The organism is Pseudooceanicola aestuarii, from assembly GCF_010614805.1.
In the GTDB taxonomy this organism is placed as follows: domain Bacteria; phylum Pseudomonadota; class Alphaproteobacteria; order Rhodobacterales; family Rhodobacteraceae; genus Pseudooceanicola; species Pseudooceanicola aestuarii.
The window spans coordinates 1,438,473-1,455,530 of sequence record NZ_JAAFZC010000001.1 but is presented as its reverse complement, the minus strand read 5'-3'; the positions used below and the strand labels follow the sequence as shown (position 1 = coordinate 1,455,530).

Annotated in this window: 16 protein-coding genes; 9 read left to right on the top strand and 7 right to left on the bottom strand. The window is 67.1% G+C overall.

Annotated elements, in window-relative coordinates; all coding sequences use genetic code 11:
* Positions 1-8: 8 nt before the first annotated feature.
* Positions 9-1,169: a hypothetical protein gene (locus tag G5A46_RS06795; protein ID WP_239520651.1), complete on the bottom strand. Its 1,161-nt coding sequence runs from the start codon at positions 1,167-1,169 to the stop codon at positions 9-11.
* An 8-nt stretch (positions 1,170-1,177) separates the two neighbouring features.
* Positions 1,178-2,254 carry a hypothetical protein gene (locus G5A46_RS06790; RefSeq protein ID WP_163848513.1) on the bottom strand — a complete coding sequence of 359 codons (1,077 nt, stop codon included), beginning with the start codon at positions 2,252-2,254 and terminating at the stop codon, positions 1,178-1,180.
* Positions 2,255-2,417: 163 nt separating this feature from the next.
* On the opposite strand from G5A46_RS06790, the gene G5A46_RS06785 reads away from it, so the two are divergent.
* Positions 2,418-2,972, top strand: a complete 555-nt coding sequence (locus G5A46_RS06785; RefSeq protein ID WP_163848511.1) for a hypothetical protein — start codon at positions 2,418-2,420, stop codon at positions 2,970-2,972.
* A gap of 119 nt (positions 2,973-3,091) precedes the next feature.
* Here the strand turns inward: G5A46_RS06785 and G5A46_RS06780 are convergent, their stop codons facing one another.
* On the bottom strand, positions 3,092-4,360 hold the full coding sequence (locus G5A46_RS06780) for an NAD(P)/FAD-dependent oxidoreductase (protein ID WP_163848509.1): 1,269 nt from the start codon (positions 4,358-4,360) through the stop codon (positions 3,092-3,094).
* Positions 4,361-4,376: 16 nt separating this feature from the next.
* A complete protein-coding gene (locus tag G5A46_RS06775) occupies positions 4,377-5,582 on the bottom strand; it encodes an aminopeptidase P family protein (RefSeq protein ID WP_163848507.1) in 1,206 nt (401 codons plus the stop codon).
* 268 nt (positions 5,583-5,850) lie between these two features.
* Here G5A46_RS06775 and G5A46_RS06770 point away from each other — a divergent pair, with 268 nt between their 5' ends.
* Positions 5,851-6,849, top strand: coding sequence for a P1 family peptidase (locus G5A46_RS06770; RefSeq protein ID WP_163849915.1), 999 nt, complete (start codon positions 5,851-5,853; stop codon positions 6,847-6,849).
* An 83-nt stretch (positions 6,850-6,932) separates the two neighbouring features.
* The gene (locus G5A46_RS06765) at positions 6,933-8,411 is read left to right on the top strand and encodes an NAD-dependent succinate-semialdehyde dehydrogenase (RefSeq protein WP_163848505.1); all 1,479 of its coding nucleotides are present in this window, start codon (positions 6,933-6,935) and stop codon (positions 8,409-8,411) included.
* A gap of 74 nt (positions 8,412-8,485) precedes the next feature.
* Here the strand turns inward: G5A46_RS06765 and G5A46_RS06760 are convergent, their stop codons facing one another.
* Together G5A46_RS06760 and G5A46_RS06755 are read right to left on the bottom strand one after the other, a co-directional pair.
* The gene (locus G5A46_RS06760; protein WP_163848503.1) at positions 8,486-9,718 is read right to left on the bottom strand and encodes an MFS transporter; all 1,233 of its coding nucleotides are present in this window, start codon (positions 9,716-9,718) and stop codon (positions 8,486-8,488) included.
* Positions 9,718-10,566 (bottom strand): LOG family protein, encoded by an 849-nt coding sequence (locus G5A46_RS06755; protein ID WP_163848500.1) that lies wholly within the window; start codon positions 10,564-10,566, stop codon positions 9,718-9,720. The genes G5A46_RS06760 and G5A46_RS06755 overlap by 1 nt, the downstream gene beginning before the upstream one ends.
* A gap of 137 nt (positions 10,567-10,703) precedes the next feature.
* Between G5A46_RS06755 and dapD the strand changes: the two genes are divergently transcribed.
* From dapD to G5A46_RS06730, 5 genes are all read left to right on the top strand, one after another.
* Positions 10,704-11,528 (top strand): 2,3,4,5-tetrahydropyridine-2,6-dicarboxylate N-succinyltransferase, encoded by an 825-nt coding sequence (gene dapD, locus G5A46_RS06750; protein ID WP_163848498.1) that lies wholly within the window; start codon positions 10,704-10,706, stop codon positions 11,526-11,528.
* A gap of 137 nt (positions 11,529-11,665) precedes the next feature.
* The gene (locus G5A46_RS06745; protein WP_163848496.1) at positions 11,666-11,917 is read left to right on the top strand and encodes a GlsB/YeaQ/YmgE family stress response membrane protein; all 252 of its coding nucleotides are present in this window, start codon (positions 11,666-11,668) and stop codon (positions 11,915-11,917) included.
* A 111-nt stretch (positions 11,918-12,028) separates the two neighbouring features.
* The gene (locus G5A46_RS06740; RefSeq protein WP_163848494.1) at positions 12,029-12,412 is read left to right on the top strand and encodes a hypothetical protein; all 384 of its coding nucleotides are present in this window, start codon (positions 12,029-12,031) and stop codon (positions 12,410-12,412) included.
* A gap of 182 nt (positions 12,413-12,594) precedes the next feature.
* Positions 12,595-13,941 (top strand): M16 family metallopeptidase, encoded by a 1,347-nt coding sequence (locus G5A46_RS06735; protein ID WP_163848492.1) that lies wholly within the window; start codon positions 12,595-12,597, stop codon positions 13,939-13,941.
* Positions 13,938-15,266, top strand: a complete 1,329-nt coding sequence (locus tag G5A46_RS06730; protein WP_163848490.1) for a M16 family metallopeptidase — start codon at positions 13,938-13,940, stop codon at positions 15,264-15,266. The genes G5A46_RS06735 and G5A46_RS06730 overlap by 4 nt, the downstream gene beginning before the upstream one ends.
* A gap of 87 nt (positions 15,267-15,353) precedes the next feature.
* Here the strand turns inward: G5A46_RS06730 and G5A46_RS06725 are convergent, their stop codons facing one another.
* Positions 15,354-16,349 (bottom strand): asparaginase, encoded by a 996-nt coding sequence (locus tag G5A46_RS06725; protein ID WP_163848488.1) that lies wholly within the window; start codon positions 16,347-16,349, stop codon positions 15,354-15,356.
* A 156-nt stretch (positions 16,350-16,505) separates the two neighbouring features.
* On the opposite strand from G5A46_RS06725, the gene G5A46_RS06720 reads away from it, so the two are divergent.
* Positions 16,506-17,027: an invasion associated locus B family protein gene (locus tag G5A46_RS06720; protein ID WP_163848486.1), complete on the top strand. Its 522-nt coding sequence runs from the start codon at positions 16,506-16,508 to the stop codon at positions 17,025-17,027.
* The last annotated feature ends 31 nt before the right edge of the window (positions 17,028-17,058 follow it).

Here is a 17,058-nt window from a genome sequence, read left to right as displayed (position 1 = left end):
GGGGCCGGTCAACGGTAGCTCAGCACCCGTCCGGCGGGGCTGACGACGAACTTGCGGATGGCGGCAAAGCCGGGGGGGTTCTTCTCGGCCAGCACCTGGTAGGGACGGGCGGGCAGAATCAGCGCGCGGTCCTGACGGGTGGCCCCCGTCTCCGCCCCGCGCCCGGCAAAGGGATCGAGGGCGTAGACCTCCCGCTCCACGCTGCCGAACCAGCCGGCCCGTTCCGAGCGGACGCTCTCGCTGTGCAGATCCTCCGAGGTCCAGGCCAGGGCCCAATCCTCCCCTTCAGGGCTGGCTGCTTCGGCCAGCACGTCGCGGATCGGGCCGGACTGGCGGGTGTAGGCGTGGGAATACATCGGCCCCAGGTGGAACCGCCGCAGCCGCTTGGGGTGGAGGTCGTCGAAATCCGTGTCGAACCCCTGCGCGATGGTCAGAAGTTTCAACCCGCCCAGACTTTGCCCGATCAGATGCGCCTGCACCTCGGGCCAGCGGCGCTGATCGCGCGGCAAGGCGTCGCGGCCGGTATCCTCCACTTCCATCAGGTAGAGGACCGGCAGGTTGACCTGGCTGTCGTAGACCGACCAATGCAGCAGGTAGCGCCGCCGCCGGTCGGACAGGTTGGTGATCCACACCGCTTCCGGGTCATTGCGCGGCCAGAACAGCGACCCGCGCGACAATTCCTCATAATATAGCCGCTGGGACAGGGCGAATTGCAGCTTGGTCGGCAATTCCAGATCGCCCATGATCTTGCGCAGCATCTGCTGTTTCAGCTCGGGCGCGGTGGGCGTGTCGCGCAGATGCCGCTCCGCCTGTTGCGCGTCATTGGCCATCACCATCAGTTCCTGCGCGGCGGGAAAGCCGCTTTCGTGATTGTCGATGGTGAGGGAGCCGAAGAACCGCCCCGTATCCCGCCCGGCGAGCAGGTATTTCATCGACAACGCGCGGAAGGTGAAAGTCAGCGCGGTGATATGCCGGGTCAGGATCTCGGTCTCCTGCCGCGTCAGGCTGCCTTCCACCTCCATAACGCCGGCAACGCGGGCGAGATGTGCGGTGATCGCCTCGAACTTGCGGAAATACCGGCGGGAGGCAAAGGTATCCGTCAGGCCGACGTGATCTTGTGCGGCGGTATCGGACAGCCGCGCCTCTGACATCGGGGGAAGGTCAGGCATCGAGGGCCTCAGCCGCCATACAGGTTCTTGTCGTGTTTCTCGACAATCGCCTGGAACCGGCGGGCAAAGCGGTCATCGGCCTTTGCCTTGGCTTCCAGCACCTCGCGGGCAAAGACCATGTGGCCCTCATGGGCCTCCATCATGTCAGCCATGCGGGCATTGGTGGCGGCGCCGATCTGCGCCATGGCCTGCTGCGCCTGCTTGTCCGTCTCGGTCCCGATCTCGTTGATGCGGTGGGCGATTTCCTGCTGCTGCGCGGTCTTCAGCGATTTGGTCAGCGCGTCGTACAGTACCACCCGCTGCTTCGTGTCCGTCTGCAACTTGTTGATCAGCACCATCTGCGTCGCCGCCTGGTTCTGAAGCGAATCGACCCAGGATTTGCCCTTCTCGATATAGCGTTCCAGCGTCTGGCTTTTCGCCAGTTTCACCTGTTCGTCCTGCACCATCGCGTTGTAGCGCTGGTTCAGGTCGGCCAGTTCCGTCTCCAGCTTGGTCCGTGCGGCGGCATCCTGTTCAACGGCGATCCTGTTCTCCAGCTCGATGATCTGCGGATCCACGGCCAGGATTTCCGCCCGGACGGTTTCCAGCTCCCCCACCGTGAACTCACGCTCGTCCAGGGTGTCGGTCAGGTTCGCCTCCACCTTGTCCTTCTGTTCGTTCAGCACGGACAATTGCCCCTCCAGAAGTTGGGTGATCACGTCGGATTTGGCGATCAGATCCTGCAACTTGTCGTCAATGGAGGCCGAGCGGACCCGCTCCTGCCGCATCTGGTCGGATTTCGCACCGGAAAAGATGCCGATGAACTTCTCCCACCCGGTTTTCGACCGCATTTCATCGAAATCGCGGGAGAAGGCCGCCGTGACATCGTCCAGCCCCATGATCAGCTCGGCGATATTGGCGTTCATCGCCTCCGTATGGGCGTGCACGTCGTCCAGCGTCGCGTTTTCGATGTCCACCACCGCGTCGTCACCCGACTTGATCTTCTGGCGCGCCAGCTCGATCCGGCTGGTCAGCTCCGCGATCTTGGCCTGCGCGTCGGCCACTTGCGTCTGGCTTTCGCGGACCTGCGCGTCGAAATCGGACATGGAACACTCCTGCTGGTGATGAATTATCCAATGATATGGTCGTTCTTATCCCGGTTTGCATCAACCCGTCATGACATTTCGTCAAACTTTGCCGTGCCAGAGGGGACTTGCCCGGTTCGGTTCCCGGCGACATTCTGGACCGGCATTTTCAAGGAGTATTTCCATGTCCCGATCCGCCATGTCCCTTGCCCTGATCCTCGTGCTTACCTCGCCTTTGGCGGCGGATGAGGTCTCCGATACCCTGCGCTCCGCGCTGGAGGCCTATGAAGAGGGCGACCTGTCCTACGCGCTGGAGGAGTTGGATTTCGCCCGCCAGAAGATGATGACGATGAAGGCCGACAGCCTGGGCGGTTTCCTGCCCCCCGCACCCGAAGGCTGGACCCGCACCGTCAACACCGAGATGAGCGCCGCGATGGGCATGATGGGCGGAGGCGTCGGGGCAGAGGCGACCTATGCCGATCCCGACGGGACAGAGATCACCCTGTCCATCATGGCCGACAATCCCATGGTCGGGGCGATGTCGGGCATGTTGGCCAATGCCGGGATGATGGGGATGCAGGTCGAACGGGTGGGCCGCCAGAAATTCGCCATTCAGGACAACACCGTGCAGGGGCTGATCGACAACCGCATCCTGGTCAAGGGCGAGGGGGAGGCCGACGCGGTGCTTGACCTGCTGGGCCAGATGGATTTCCGCGAACTGGGCCGGTTCGGCACCTGATCGCGACCTGGCCGGAAGGACGTCTGGCGCTGGTTCGGCGCCCCTGACCTTGCAGGCGACCTGAGGGGGCCCGGCGGCTGGTCCCTGCGGGAAAGACGGCCGCGCGCCCTGGCTGCTGGTCAGCCGCGCGCGGCCATGGCGTGATAGAGGGCGGCTCCGGCTTCGATCATCGCGCCTTCGGCGCCGGTCAGGGGGCGGCGGGGCGGATCGACAGGCACCAGCGGCAGATCCGCCTCGGCGCCCGTGGCGATTGCCTGTGCCAGCGCCCGCCCGATCAGCGTGCCCGGCCCGATACCGCGCCCGGAATAACCTTGCGGCGCATAGCCCTGCGGCCCCAGCCGCGCAATCATCGGCAATTTGTCCCCGCTCATCCCGATGCGGCCCCACCAGGCCTGTTCGATGGGTGCGTCAGCCAGGTCGGGAAAGTTTCGTGCCAGTTCGCGCCGCGCCCAATGGCGATGCAGCCCCGCATGGGGCAGGTCCAGCCGGCCCATCCCGCCCAGGATCACCCGCCCCGCCGCGTCCCGCCGTAGGGAGGTCATGACCGTGCCGGTATCCCACGCCCCTTCCCCGCCCGGCAGGATTTGCGGCGCGGTGACAGGGGCGGTGGCGATCTGGAAGAACCCCACCGGGGTCAGCGGCGCGGGCGCGGGCGCGGCGGTCCGATCCAGTCCCCGGGCATAGGCATTGGTGGCCAGGATCAGCGCCCCGGCGGCGACGCGGCCGCCACTGGTCTCTACCTGCCAGCCGTCGCCTTGCCGCGCGATGCGCCGCACCGGGGCACCGGCATGCAGCGCGGCGCCTGCCGCCTGTGCGGCACGGGCCAGTCCCCGGACATAGGCCAGCGGCTGTATGGTGCCCGCGCGCGGATCGAACAGCGCGCCGTGGAATGCCCGTGTCCCCACCCGCGCTGCGGTCTGGTCCGCATCCAGCAGGCGCAACGGCATCTGCCGCGCCTGCCCCTGTTCGTGGCGGCCGCGCAATTCGGCCAGGGCGGCGGGTCGATGCGCCAGATGCAGGGTTCCGGCGCGCACCGGCTCGCAGGCGATGGAATGGCGGTCGATCAGGTCGAACACCAGGTCCGGCGCGGCGCCCAGGGCGCGGGTCAGCCGTTCGCCCGCCGCCGCTCCCATCCGGTCCACGATGCGGTCAGGGGGCAGCCACAGCCCGGCGTTGACCAGCCCGACATTGCGCCCCGATCCGCCATGGCCGAACTCCTGCGCCTCGATCAGCACCACGCGCAGCCCGGCCTGCGCGGCGTGGAACGCGGCGGAACATCCGGTAAAGCCACCGCCGATCACCACCAGATCCGCCGTCGCCGCACCGGTCAACGGCGGCGCAGCCACCGCATCGCCCCCCGTCGCGGCCCAAAGGCCCTGTTCCGCCATGGCACCCCCTTCTTGTCTAGCCCACCACGTTGTGCTCCGGCCCGTAGGGGAACCCGGTCAGGTTCTCGTTCCCCTCTGCCGTGATCAGCAGGATATCATGTTCGCGATACCCGCCCGCACCCGGCATGTCCTGCGGCAGGGTCAGCATCGGTTCCATCGACACGACCATGCCCGGTTCCAGCACCGTATCTATATCCTCCCGCAGTTCCAGCCCGGCTTCCCGGCCGTAGTAATGCGACAGCACACCGAAGGAATGGCCGTAGCCGAAGCTGCGGTATTGCAGCAGGCCCTCATCGGCGAAAAGCGCGTTGATCTCCGCCGTCACCTCCGCGCAGGACCGGCCCGGCAGCAGCAGCGACAGGCCCAGTTCATGCGCCTCGACATTGGTTTCCCATATTTTCAGAGAGGCTTCGTCGACCTCGCCCAGAAACAGGGTCCGCTCCAGCGCGGTGTAATAGCCCGAAATCATGGGAAAGGTGTTCAGCGACAGGATATCGCCCCGCGCCAACCGGCGGGAGGTGACGGGGTTGTGGGCGCCGTCGGTGTTCAGCCCGGACTGGAACCAGACCCAGGTGTCCCGGTATTCGGCATCGGGGAAGGCGCGGGCGATCTCCAGCTCCATCGCGTCGCGACCGGCCATGGCAATGTCGATCTCCCGCGCGCCGCGGGCGATGGCGTCCCGGATGGCGGCGCCCCCCAGATCGGCGATTCGCGCCCCCTCCCGGATCAGGGCGATTTCCGCCGGGCTCTTGATCATGCGCTGCCGCATCAGCGGTTCGGCCAGATCCACCTGGACCAGTGGCGACAGGTGGTCCTCCAGCTTCTCGCGCTGCACCAATGTCAGGTGATCGCCCTCGTACCCGACGATCCGCCCGGAGCCCGCCACATGGGCCACGGCGCGCCAGAAATTGTCCCGCGTCCAGTCGGTATAGGTGATGTTGTCGCCATGGCAGCGCCGCCAGGGCTGGCCGCCGTCGATCCCGGCACTGATGGTCACGGATTCGCTCTCCGTCACGACCAGCCCGTAGGGGCGGCCAAAGGCGCAGTAGAGAAAGCCGGAATAATAGGCGATGCCCTGCATCGAGGTCAGGACCACGGCCTGCACCCCGGCGTCCTCCATCAGCTGACGCAGGCCCTTCAGGCGGGCTTCATACTCGATCTCGGCGAAGGGCAGCGGGGATTTCTCCCCGTTGTGAAAACGGAAGTGGGCGGAACGGTCCATGCGGGCCTCCATCAGGTCGGTCCCGGCGTTCAGGACGTGCAATCGGCTGGAGGTCGGGCGACGCCATCGCCCGCGCCTGAGCCAAGGGCTAGCATGATCCGTGACGCGGGGGCAGAGGGAAAAATCGGCTTGCGCCCGGCGGGGGGCCACGAAATGCTGGGCGTCACGGCGGCGGGGCGACCCGGCCCACCAGCACGAGGATACCAGACATGCACATGAAATCGCACCCGTTTTCACGGCACCCAGCCGCGCGGAGCCGATCATGACTCTGCGCCCCGGCCCGCTGAACGCGATCACCGATGTCCCCGGCCTGAAGGTCGGGCAGGCCCAGGACATGACCATCCGCAGTGGCGTCTCTGTCGTCACCGCCGACCGGCCCTTTACCGCCGGGGTTCATGTGATGGGCGGTGCGCCGGGCACACGTGAAACCGACCTGCTGGCCCCCGACAAGACGGTGCAGGAGGTTGACGCGCTGGTGTTGTCGGGTGGCTCGGCCTATGGGCTGGACGCGGCCGGGGGCGTGATGGCCGCCCTGCGCGCCGCCGGGCGCGGGCACGAGGCCGGAGCGCCGGGTCTGCGGGTGCCGATCGTGCCCACGGCGATCCTGTTCGATCTGCTGGGCGGTGGCGACAAGGGCTGGAACGAAAGCCCCTACCCCGCCCTGGGTCGCGCCGCGTTCGAGGCCGCGACCGACGGGCCGATGGACACCGGGACCGTCGGCGCCGGCACCGGCGCCAGCACCGCCGGGCTGAAGGGCGGGATCGGCACCGCCTCTGTCGTGCTGCCAACGGGCCACACCGTCGCCGCCCTGATGGCGGTGAACGCCATCGGCAGTGCCACGGTGGGGGAGGGCCCGCATTTCTGGGCCGCTCCGTTCGAGCTGAACGGCGAATTCGGCGGCCACGGCGTGGCGCAACGCTGGCCCGATCCGCATCTGCCCGCGACCAAGATGGCAGCCAAGGGCCAGAACACCACCATCGGCATCATCGCCACCGATGCCGACCTGACGCAGGCGCAATGCACGCGGCTGGCCACCGCCGCCCATGACGGCATCGCCCGCGCGCTGGTGCCCGCCCATACCCCGTTCGACGGTGATCTGCTCTTTGCCGCCGCGACGGGCGACCGCCCCGTAGCCGGCCCCGGAGACACGCTGTTCCTGGGCCATGCCGCAGCGGTCTGCGTCGCCCGCGCCATCGCGCGCGGTGTCCATGCCGCCCGTGCACTGCCGGACGATCCCTTTCCCAGCTGGGCGCAGAAATTCGGGTGATCCGGCGCGGTTTTGCCACCCCTGCTGGACATCCGGCGGGGGAGATGCCTTCCTGTCCGAAAACCCGACCATGGGAGGATAACATGCTCGACCAACGTGAAACCGATCTGAAATCCCTGCTCGATGACCCCACTCTGCTGGCCGAAGCCGCCTACCTCGCCGGGGAATGGGTGCAGGGCGACAATGGCACCTTCGACGTGACCAACCCGGCGCGCGGCGACGTCATCGCGCAGGTGGCGGACCTGTCGCGCGACCAGATCGCCCGCGCCATCGACGCCGCCTACAAGGCGCAGAAGGACTGGGCGCAATGGACCGGCAAGGAACGCGCCCAGGTCCTGCGCCGCTGGTTCGACCTGATGATGGAAAACCAGGACGATCTGGGCCGCATCCTGACCGCCGAACAGGGCAAGCCGCTGGCGGAGGCCAAGGGCGAGATCGCCTATGGCGCCTCCTTCATCGAGTTCTTCGCCGAGGAGGCCAAGCGCGTCTACGGGGAGACCATCCCCGGCCATCAGCGCGACAAGCGGATCACGGTGATCAAACAGCCGATCGGCGTGGCCGCCTCCATCACGCCGTGGAACTTCCCCAACGCGATGATCACCCGCAAGGCCGCCCCCGCGCTGGCCGCCGGCTGTGCCTTTGTCGGACGCCCGGCCAAGGAAACGCCGCTGTCTGCGCTGGTCATGGGCGTGCTGGCCGAACGGGCCGGCATCCCCAAGGGGGTGTTCAGCATCGTCACCTCCTCCCGCGCGTCGGAGGCGGGCAAGGAATTCTGCGAGAACGCGAAGGTCCGCAAGCTGACGTTCACCGGCTCCACCGAAGTGGGGCGCACGCTGCTGAAACAGGCCGCCGACCAGGTGATGAAATGCTCGATGGAACTGGGCGGCAACGCGCCGTTCATCGTGTTTGACGACGCCGATCTGGACGCGGCGGTCGAGGGGGCGATCATCTGCAAGTTCCGCAACAATGGCCAGACCTGCGTCTGCGCCAACCGGATCTACGTGCAGGCCGGTGTCTATGATGCCTTCGCGGCCAGGCTGAAGGACCGTGTCGCCCGGATGAAGGTCGGCGACGGGCTGGAGGACGGCACTGACCTGGGGCCGCTGATCAACGCCGAGGCGATCGCCAAGGTTCAGGAGCACATCGCCGATGCCAAGTCCAAGGGTGCGGAGGTCATCCTGGGCGGGGAACATGACGAGATGTCGGGCGCCTTCCTGCAACCCACCATCGTCACCGGCGCGACCCGCGACATGGCCTTTGCCACCGAAGAGACGTTCGGCCCCCTCGCGCCACTGTTCAAGTTCGAGGACGAGGACGACGTGATCGCCATGGCGAATGACACGATCTTCGGGCTGGCCTCCTATTTCTACGCCCGCGATCTCAGCCGGGTCTACAAAGTGGCGGAGGCGCTGGAATACGGCATCGTCGGCGTGAACACCGGCATCATCTCGACCGAGCTGGCCCCCTTTGGCGGGGTGAAGCAATCCGGCCTGGGCCGGGAGGGCAGCCACCACGGGATCGAGGATTTTCTGGAGATGAAGTACATCTGCATGACGGTCTGACCGCCGCATCGGGGACGAAACGACGGGGCGGGCCTGCGGACCCGCCCCGTTGCGTTTGCGATTCGGTGGAGGCCTCAGCCCGGCGCGGCCAGCGGCCCGGCCTGCCGGGCGCGGGCACGGGCGGCCAGCAGATGCACCAGAAGCCCGCCGCCATAGGCCAGCACCAGAAACAGCACCATCCCCGCCAGATCCAGCACCCCGGTCGCGGCCAGCAGGATCGGCGTGCCCACCAGGTTCCCCAGGTTGCCCATCTGCGCCATCGCGCCATTGGCCAGCGCCCGGTCGGACGCGCTTTCGTTGATCTGCGGGATCAGGGCGAAAGATCCGCTTTGCACCAGGCCCAGTGCGGCGAACAGCGCCAGCGCGGCCCAGCCCGCCCCGCCCGAGGCGCCCAGCAGCAGCGCCAGCGCCCCCGACACGGCAAACCCCGCCAGCGTCACCCGCACCGCCGCCACCCGCCGCAGCAACAACGCGCCCAGCGTCAGGGAGGTGATGATGCCAGCCAGCGGGATGATCGTGCTCAGCCCCTCGCGGGCGGGTTCGGGAAAGGTCGGTGGCAGCACCGTCATCACCGACACGAAGGTCAGGGTGTAGAACAGCCAGCCCAGCGCGGCGGCGTTCAACCGGGGAGAGCCATAGGCCTGCCCGTGGCGGCGCAGGATGCGGCCTGGCGTCATCGGCGTCTCCGGCCGGGCCACCCGCCCCGGCGGCAGGCGCGCGGGGGCGGGATCGGCGGGCAGCGCCCAGGCCACCAACAGCGCCACAGCCAGCATCCAGCCCGCATGGCTGACCTGCACCGCCGCCAGGCCGCCCAGTTCCAGCAACCCCGGACCGACCAGCGCATAGGCCGCGAAGGCAGTGCCGAAGAACGTGCCCCACAGCGTCATCGCCAAAGGCCGCATCCGGTCATCGCTGATCTGCGCCATCAGCGTCGGCGCCGCGACGACCAGCGCCAGGTGCGACAGCCCCTCCGCCGCGCGCAGGGCCATCATCGCGGGCAACGGCAGCAACAGCGCCTGCCCGGTGGAAATCGCGGCGCCCAGCAGCAGCGCCCAGATCAGCACCCGCCGGAACCCGATCCGCGCCACCAGCATCCCGGCGACCAGACCAAAGGCCAGACCTGTCAGGCTGACCAGGGTCACCAGAAACCCCAGCCAGGCCCCGGCGTGCGGATAGGCGGCCTGCCACGCCGGAAACAGGACGGAGAATTTCGCGAATTGCGCCGCCGCCCCCAGCCCGGCCAGGAACAGCACCCCGACCCGTAGCACCGCGACGGCCCCACCGGCCGCCGGGGCCAGCGCCGACATCAGGTGCGCCCCGGCACATGGGCGCGTTTTTCCCCCGCGCCGTCCCAGGTTTCGATCGCCTCGATCGCTTCTTCGGCCGTCTCGACAAAGCGGAACAGCTTCAGGTCTTCCTCCGCGATGGTACCGGCCTCGGCCAGGGCCTCCCAGTTGATGATCCGGCGCCAGAAGTCTTCGCCGAACAGGAGGAAGGGCAGTTTTTCCATGCGGCCGGTCTGGATCAGGGTCAGGGCCTCGAACATCTCGTCCAGGGTGCCGAAACCGCCGGGAAAGACGCAGATCGCGCGGGCGCGCATCAGGAAATGCATCTTGCGGATCGCGAAATAGTGGAAGTTGAAGCACAGATCCGGCGTCACGTATTCATTGGGCGCCTGTTCATGCGGCAGCACGATGTTCAACCCGATGGAGGCCCCACCGGCATCCGCCGCGCCCCGGTTGCCGGCCTCCATCACGCCGGGGCCGCCGCCGGTGACGATGACGTTTTCACGGCCGTAGCTCTCCATGCTCTTTTCCGTCATCAGACGGGCAAAGGTCCGCGCCTCGTCGTAAAAGCGCGACAGATCGGCCAGCGTTTCGGTGCGGGCGGTGTCGCGGTGGGCGGGGGCGGGAATGCGGGCGCCGCCGAACAGGACGATGGTCGAATCGATATTGCGTTCGTCCATGATCATCTGCGGCTTCAGCAGCTCCAGCTGCAAGCGGACGGGCCGCAGCTCGTCGCGCTGGATGAATTCGTCATCGGCAAAGGCCAGGCGATAGGCCGGGGCACGGGTCTGCGGCGTGTCGGGCACCTGCGATGCGGTGTCGATGTCGGAATGGGCGTCGCGGAAAGGCGAGCGGCTGTCGTCGGTCATGATGCGATCCTTCTTTGCCCTCTTCCTACCCCGCCCGGCGCGCCGGGGGAACCGGCGCCGATTTGCCAGCCGGGGCATTGCCAGTATGGGGCCGGGGCCAGTATAGGGCCGGGGACACCTCATCACGGAGACGGGACATGGACATCGCGCAACTGGAAACCGCCATCGAAGCCGCCTGGGAGGCGCGCGACACGATCACCCCCGCCACCGGCGGTGACACCCGCGCCGCGATCGAGGAAACGCTGAACGCGCTGGACGGCGGCGCCCTGCGCGTGGCCGAGAAACGCGACGGTGACTGGCACGTCAACCAATGGGCGAAAAAGGCCGTTCTGCTGGGCTTCCGCCTCAAGGACATGGAACTGCAATCCGGCGGCCCGCAGGGCGGCGGCTGGTGGGACAAGGTGGACAGCAAGTTCGCCGGCTGGGGCGAGGCCGAATGGGGCGCCGCTGGGTTCCGCGCCGTGCCCAACTGCATCGTCCGCAAATCCGCCTATGTCGCGCCGGGCGTGGTGCTGATGCCGTCCTTCGTCAACCTGGGCGCCTATGTGGACAGCGGCACCATGGTGGACACCTGGGCCACCGTCGGCAGCTGCGCGCAGATCGGCAAGAACGTGCATCTGTCGGGCGGTGTGGGCATCGGCGGCGTGCTGGAACCCATGCAGGCGGGCCCCACGATCATCGAAGACAACTGCTTTATCGGGGCGCGCTCCGAGGTGGTGGAAGGCGTGATCGTGCGCGAAGGCTCCGTTCTGGGCATGGGGGTCTATCTGGGCCAGTCCACCAAGATCGTGGATCGCGACACCGGCGAGGTCTTCATGGGCGAGGTGCCGCCCTATTCCGTGGTGGTTTCCGGCTCCATGCCGTCGAAGAACGGCGTGCATCTCTACTGTGCCGTGATCGTCAAGCGCGTGGACGAGAAGACCCGCGCCAAGACCGGCGTGAACGAACTGCTGCGCGACTGATCCGCAGGACAGGACGATGACGGGGGCGCGGGCAATCCGCGCCCCTTTTGCATGGCAGCGGGACAGGCGGGCGGAACTCCGTCCCGGCCCCGGCGTTGGCCCTGCAACATCGCATTTCGCACGGAAGGACAAGACCAATGGAAGGACTGGGCTGGCTTGCCGCGATCATCGTGGGCGCCCTGGCGGGCTGGATCGCCGAAAAGATCATGAAGGCCGACCACGGGCTGCTGACCAACATCATCCTGGGGATTGTCGGCGCCGTGGTGCTGAATTTCCTGCTGCTGACCGTGGTGGGCAGCACTCTTGGCGGCTGGATCGGTCAGCTGATCATCGGCGTCATCGGCGCCTGCATCCTGATCGGGGGCTACCGCGCCATTCGCCGCGCCTGACCCCGACGCTGCGCATTTTCGCAACAGCACCAGCCCCGGCGTATTGCGCCGGGGCTTTTGCTTGGCCGCCACGCCATGTAGGGGAGGCGCGACAGCGCAACGGAGACGACGATGACAAAGCCCGACAAGCCCAAGGCGAAACAGCAGGTCTACACCCTGCTGGTGGAAGTCGGTCGCAAGGGCGGCGACGGCCTGCCCGAAGGCGCCACCGGCGCGGCGCTGGTCTGCTATGCCACCGGCGTGGACGAGGCCGAGGCGGTGCGCGAAACCGTCGCCATCCTGAAGCAGGCCGACCTCGCGCCGCTGGATGTCACCGGCTACGGCACCCTGGCCGAACGGCTGGCCGAAGGGCACGACATCCCCGACGAGGAACGCGCCCTGATGGACCGCGCCGCCGCCGAGAACGCGGTGATCGTGGCACAGATGACGCCGTTCTATGACGGCGAGACGGGCGGCGGCGGCAGCCTGCCCCTGCCCGGCGTGTCGATCCACTGATCCACGACCCCGGCCTCTCGCCCCTTCCTGCCGGGGTGGCGGACATTCGCCCGATCACCCAGCCGTGACTGGTGCGGCGTCACAACCGCGTGCGTCCCGGTTGCCGTTCCCGGCCCGGCCCGTATCCTGCCCCCGGTTCCGCATGGGAGCCGGATCCCGATCAGGGAAGGGAAGGATCGTTCATGCTGAGAAGTTTTGCCGCCGGGATGGTCATGCTCTGGGGGGTGGCCGCGCAGGCGGCCCCCGACGCGGACCTGACCGACCTCGTCACTGATTTCACCCTCGACAACGGCATGCAGGTGGTGGTGGTCGAAGATCACCGCGCCCCCGTCGTCGTGCACATGGTCTGGTACCGCGCCGGTGCCGCGGATGAGAAACCGGGCGTATCGGGCGTGGCGCATTTCCTGGAACACCTGCTGTTCAAGGGCACCGATACTCTCGCCCCCGGAGAGCTGTCCGCCACCGTCGCCGCCAATGGCGGGACCGACAACGCCTTTACGGGGCAGGATTACACCGCCTACCACCAACGCATCGCCGCCGACCGCCTGGGCCTGGTGATGGAGATGGAGGCCGACCGCATGGTCAACCTGCGCCTCGGTGAAGAGGAGATCGCCACCGAGCGCGAAGTCATCATCGAGGAGCGCAATCAGAGGGTGGAAAACTCCGCCGGCGCGCTGTTCCGCGAACAGCTGACGGCGGCGCAATACCTCAACCATCCCTACGGCATCCCTGTGATCGGCTGGCGTCACGAGATGGAGGATCTGGGGCTGGAGGACGCGCTGGATTACTACCAAACCTATTATGCGCCCAACAACGCCATCCTGGTGGTCGCCGGGGACGTCACCCCCGAAGAGGTCCGCGCCCTGGCTCAGACCCATTACGCCCCGATCCCCGCCAATCCCGATCTGCCCGAACGGACCCGCCCGCAGGAGCCGCCGCAAACCGCCGCGCGGCGCCTGGTCAACAGCGATCCGCGCGTGGCCGATCCCTATGTCACCCGGACCTACCTGGCCCCCGAACGCGATCCGGGCGCGCAGGAACAGGCGGCTGCGCTGGTTCTGCTGTCGGCGCTGCTGGGCGACGGGCAGACCGGCTACCTGACCGAACAGCTGGTGCATGAGCGGCAGGTCGCGCTGCACACCTCGGCCTGGTACCAATCCACCAACCTGGACGACACGACCTTTGGTGTGTTCATCGTCCCCGCCGGTGACACCACCCTGCAAGAAGCCGAAGATGCGCTGGACGCCACCCTGGCCCGGTTCATCGAGGAGGGCGTGAAGACCGAGGATCTGGACCGGATCAAAATGCAACTGCGCGCCGAACAGATCTATGCCCGCGATGACGTCGCCGGTCTGGGTCGGCTCTATGGTTCTGCCCTGTCTCAGGGGCTGACCGTGCAGGATGTGCAGGACTGGCCGCAGATTCTTCAGGATGTGACGGAGGATCAGATCATCGCCGCCGCCCGCGACGTCTTTCAACCGCAACGCTCCGTCACCGGCTGGCTGACGGGAGAGGAGGCGCCCCAATGATCCGCACCGTCCTGACCCTGCTGGCGCTGCCCGCGCTTGTCTTTCTTGCCGCCCTGCCCGCCCGCGCCGACGTGGATATACAGGAAGTCACCAGCCCCGGCGGGCTGACCGCCTGGCTGGTGGAGGACCACTCCATCCCCTTCACGGCGCTACGCCTGCATTTCGCTGGTGGCACCTCGCTGGACCTGCCGGGCAAACGCGGCGCCACCTACCTGATGTCCGGCCTGCTGGAAGAAGGCACCGCCGGGATGGACAGCCGCGACTTTGCCCGCGCGGTCGACAGCCTGGCCGCCAGTTTCGACTACAGCGCCCATGACGATACGCTCAGCGTCGATGCCCGATTCCTGACCGAAAACCGCGCCGCCGCGATGGACCTGCTGAAGGGCAGCATCGTCGCCCCTTCCTTCCCCGATGACGCGGTGGAGCGGGTGCGCCAACAGGTGCTGTCGATCATCCGGGGCGATCAGAAGGATCCCGGCGATATCGCCTCCGAGACGTTCGACCGGCTGGCCTTTGGCGATCATCCCTACGGGTCGTCGCGCAAGGGCACGCTGGACAGCGTCGCCGCCCTGACGCGCGACGATATCGTGACCGCGCATCGCAACGCTTTTGTCCGCGACCGCGTGACCATCGGCGCGGTGGGCGACATCACTCCGGAGGAGCTGGGCACCCTGCTCGACAGCCTGCTGGGCGATCTGCCCGAGGGCGGCGCCCCTTTGCCACCGCGCGCCGATCTGACGCTGACCCCCGGCGTGACCGTCATCCCCTACGACACCCCGCAATCCGAAGCGATCTGGGGCCACGAGGGGATCGACGTGACCGACCCGGATTTCTTTGCTGCCTACGTGCTGAACACCATCCTGGGCGGCGGCTCCTTCGAAAGCCGGATGATGCAGGAGGTACGGGAGAAACGCGGCCTGACCTATGGCGTCTCCACCTGGCTGTCGGACGGCGATTCGGCCGAGATGTGGAAGGGCATGATGGCCTCCGCCAATTCCCGTATGGCCGAGGCGATACAGGTCGTGCGCGACGAATGGGCCCGCATCAGCGCCGAGGGCGTGACGGAGGAAGAGCTGGCAAATGCCAAAAAGTACATCACCGGCGCCTACCCGCTGCGGTTCGATGGCAATGAACGGATCGCCAGCATCCTGGTCGGGATGCAGGAACAGGGCTTCCCCATAGATTACGCCGACACCCGCAACGACCGGGTCAACGCCGTCACGCTGGAGGATGTGAACCGTGTCGCCGCCGATCGGCTGCGGGCGGAGGATCTGCAATTCGTCGTGGTGGGCCAGCCGGAGGGGTTGGAAACCACGGTGGAGTGACAGCGCCGGGGCGGCGGCGCCTGACTGCCGCCCGTCCGCCTTCACTCCCGTCGCCCCGGCCTGTCACATGGCCAGGGCGACGTGTCTTCAGCCGGGAAAACCGGGCGCGGCCTGCACCCGTCCGCAATCCAGCCCCCGACGGTTCAACAGCGGCGCGTCCAGATAATGGCGCGCCGCTGTGCCGTTGCCGTCAAGCACCCCCAGATCCGCAAGGATCGCCGCAATGGCGCATTCGGCAGCGCGGGTGCCGCCGTCCTCGATCTTCAGCGCGATGCCCAGGCCCAGTTCCGGCAGAATACCGACAAACACCGCCTCGGCGCCTGTCTTGATCGCGACGCCGTTCATGGCGCGCATCAACGTGGTACAGGCCCGACCCTCACCCGCCACCAGATCGGGATGGGTATGCATCGCCTCAACCAGACGGGCAGCGGCATGGGCGCGGACGCCGGTGTGGTTGTGGGCATCGGCGAAAAACGCCATCGCCCGGCCCAACCCGGTCAACGACGTGGCAAAATTCGGCGCCGAACAGCCATCGATGCCGTAGCCGGGGCTGTCCTCCCCCGTCACATCTTCGAACGCCTCCCGGACGGCAAGTTGCACGGGGTGGTCGGGTTTCTCGTAATCCGGCCCGGCGCCCATATGGCGGTTCAGGGTCAGAAAGCCGGAATGCTTGCCGGAGCAGTTGTTGTGGATCTGGCAGGGCGTACCGCCGCTGCGGATCAGATCGTCACGGGCGGGAATATCGGCGGGTTCCTGCGGTCCGCAGCGCAGATCATCTTCGCCAAGATCCAGCCCACCCAGCCATTCTGTCACCAGGTCGGTATGGATCGCAGCCCCATTATGCGACGCGCAGGCAAGGGCCAGATGGCGCTGTTCCAGACCCGCCGCATCCGCCGCACCGCTTTCGATCAGGGGCAGTGCCTGCACCATCTTGCAGGACGACCGGGGATAGATCACCGCAGCCGGATCCCCCCAGGCGCGCTGCACCGTGCCGCCGCGCCCGACCACCACGGCATGCCCCATGTGGCGGCTTTCGACGCGGTTGTCCCGCGTCACCTCGACCAGAAGCTGTGCCTTGCCCATGTCGCTCTCCTTCAGCTCACGCGAATTTTTGCCAATCGGTCTTTCGCATGTGGCAGATTTCAGGCAAATGTTGCAATGTCGTAAGGAATTGGCCCGGTGAAAAAGCCGCGAAGGCACGGGCGGACAGAGGCAGAGGACAGCTTGGAGGCTGGACAAATGACATCACGTTTTCTGGGGGCCGTGGCCGCATTGATGCTGGCCGCGCCGATGGCCGTTGCGCAACAATTCAGCGATAGCCAGGTCGGTGCCAAAACGGACTGGAGCGTCTTCGAGGAATCGGATCCGCGCGAATGCTGGGCCGTTTCCGCGCCCAAGGAAACGGTGAACACCAAGGATGGGCGCGTCGTTTCCGTCCGCCGCAGCGACATTCTGCTGATGGCGTTCTACCGCCCCGGCGCCAACGTGGCCGGGCAGGTGTCCTTTACCGGCGGCTATCCCTTCGCGCCCAATTCCACCGTCAACCTGAACGTGGACGGCACCGAATACGAGCTGTTCACCGAAGGCGAATGGGCCTGGCCTGCTTCCCCCTCGGACGATGCCAAGATCCTCGCCTCGCTCAAGCGCGGGTCGTCGGCGATCCTGTCGGCCGTCTCTTCGCGCGGGACCAAGACCAAGGATACGTTCTCCCTTCTCGGCTTTACCGCCGCTGTCGAGGACGCGGAGAAACGCTGCAACTGACGATCCCGGCGGCGATGTGTTCACTTTCGCC

Bases quoted from the DNA above. Each gene is read 5' to 3' on its own strand.
- G5A46_RS06765 (WP_163848505.1), top strand. From the start codon at position 6,933: ATGCTCGACCAACGTGAAACCGATCTGAAATCCCTGCTCGATGACCCC.
- G5A46_RS06745 (WP_163848496.1), top strand. From the start codon at position 11,666: ATGGAAGGACTGGGCTGGCTTGCCGCGATCATCGTGGGCGCCCTGGCG.
- G5A46_RS06740 (WP_163848494.1), top strand. From the start codon at position 12,029: ATGACAAAGCCCGACAAGCCCAAGGCGAAACAGCAGGTCTACACCCTG.
- G5A46_RS06780 (WP_163848509.1), bottom strand. From the start codon at position 4,360: ATGGCGGAACAGGGCCTTTGGGCCGCGACGGGGGGCGATGCGGTGGCT.
- G5A46_RS06760 (WP_163848503.1), bottom strand. From the start codon at position 9,718: ATGTCGGCGCTGGCCCCGGCGGCCGGTGGGGCCGTCGCGGTGCTACGG.
- G5A46_RS06775 (WP_163848507.1), bottom strand. From the start codon at position 5,582: ATGGACCGTTCCGCCCACTTCCGTTTTCACAACGGGGAGAAATCCCCG.
- G5A46_RS06790 (WP_163848513.1), bottom strand. From the start codon at position 2,254: ATGTCCGATTTCGACGCGCAGGTCCGCGAAAGCCAGACGCAAGTGGCC.
- G5A46_RS06735 (WP_163848492.1), top strand. From the start codon at position 12,595: ATGCTGAGAAGTTTTGCCGCCGGGATGGTCATGCTCTGGGGGGTGGCC.
- G5A46_RS06795 (WP_239520651.1), bottom strand. From the start codon at position 1,169: ATGCCTGACCTTCCCCCGATGTCAGAGGCGCGGCTGTCCGATACCGCC.
- G5A46_RS06755 (WP_163848500.1), bottom strand. From the start codon at position 10,566: ATGACCGACGACAGCCGCTCGCCTTTCCGCGACGCCCATTCCGACATC.
- G5A46_RS06725 (WP_163848488.1), bottom strand. From the start codon at position 16,349: ATGGGCAAGGCACAGCTTCTGGTCGAGGTGACGCGGGACAACCGCGTC.
- G5A46_RS06785 (WP_163848511.1), top strand. From the start codon at position 2,418: ATGTCCCGATCCGCCATGTCCCTTGCCCTGATCCTCGTGCTTACCTCG.
- G5A46_RS06730 (WP_163848490.1), top strand. From the start codon at position 13,938: ATGATCCGCACCGTCCTGACCCTGCTGGCGCTGCCCGCGCTTGTCTTT.
- G5A46_RS06720 (WP_163848486.1), top strand. From the start codon at position 16,506: ATGACATCACGTTTTCTGGGGGCCGTGGCCGCATTGATGCTGGCCGCG.
- dapD (WP_163848498.1), top strand. From the start codon at position 10,704: ATGGACATCGCGCAACTGGAAACCGCCATCGAAGCCGCCTGGGAGGCG.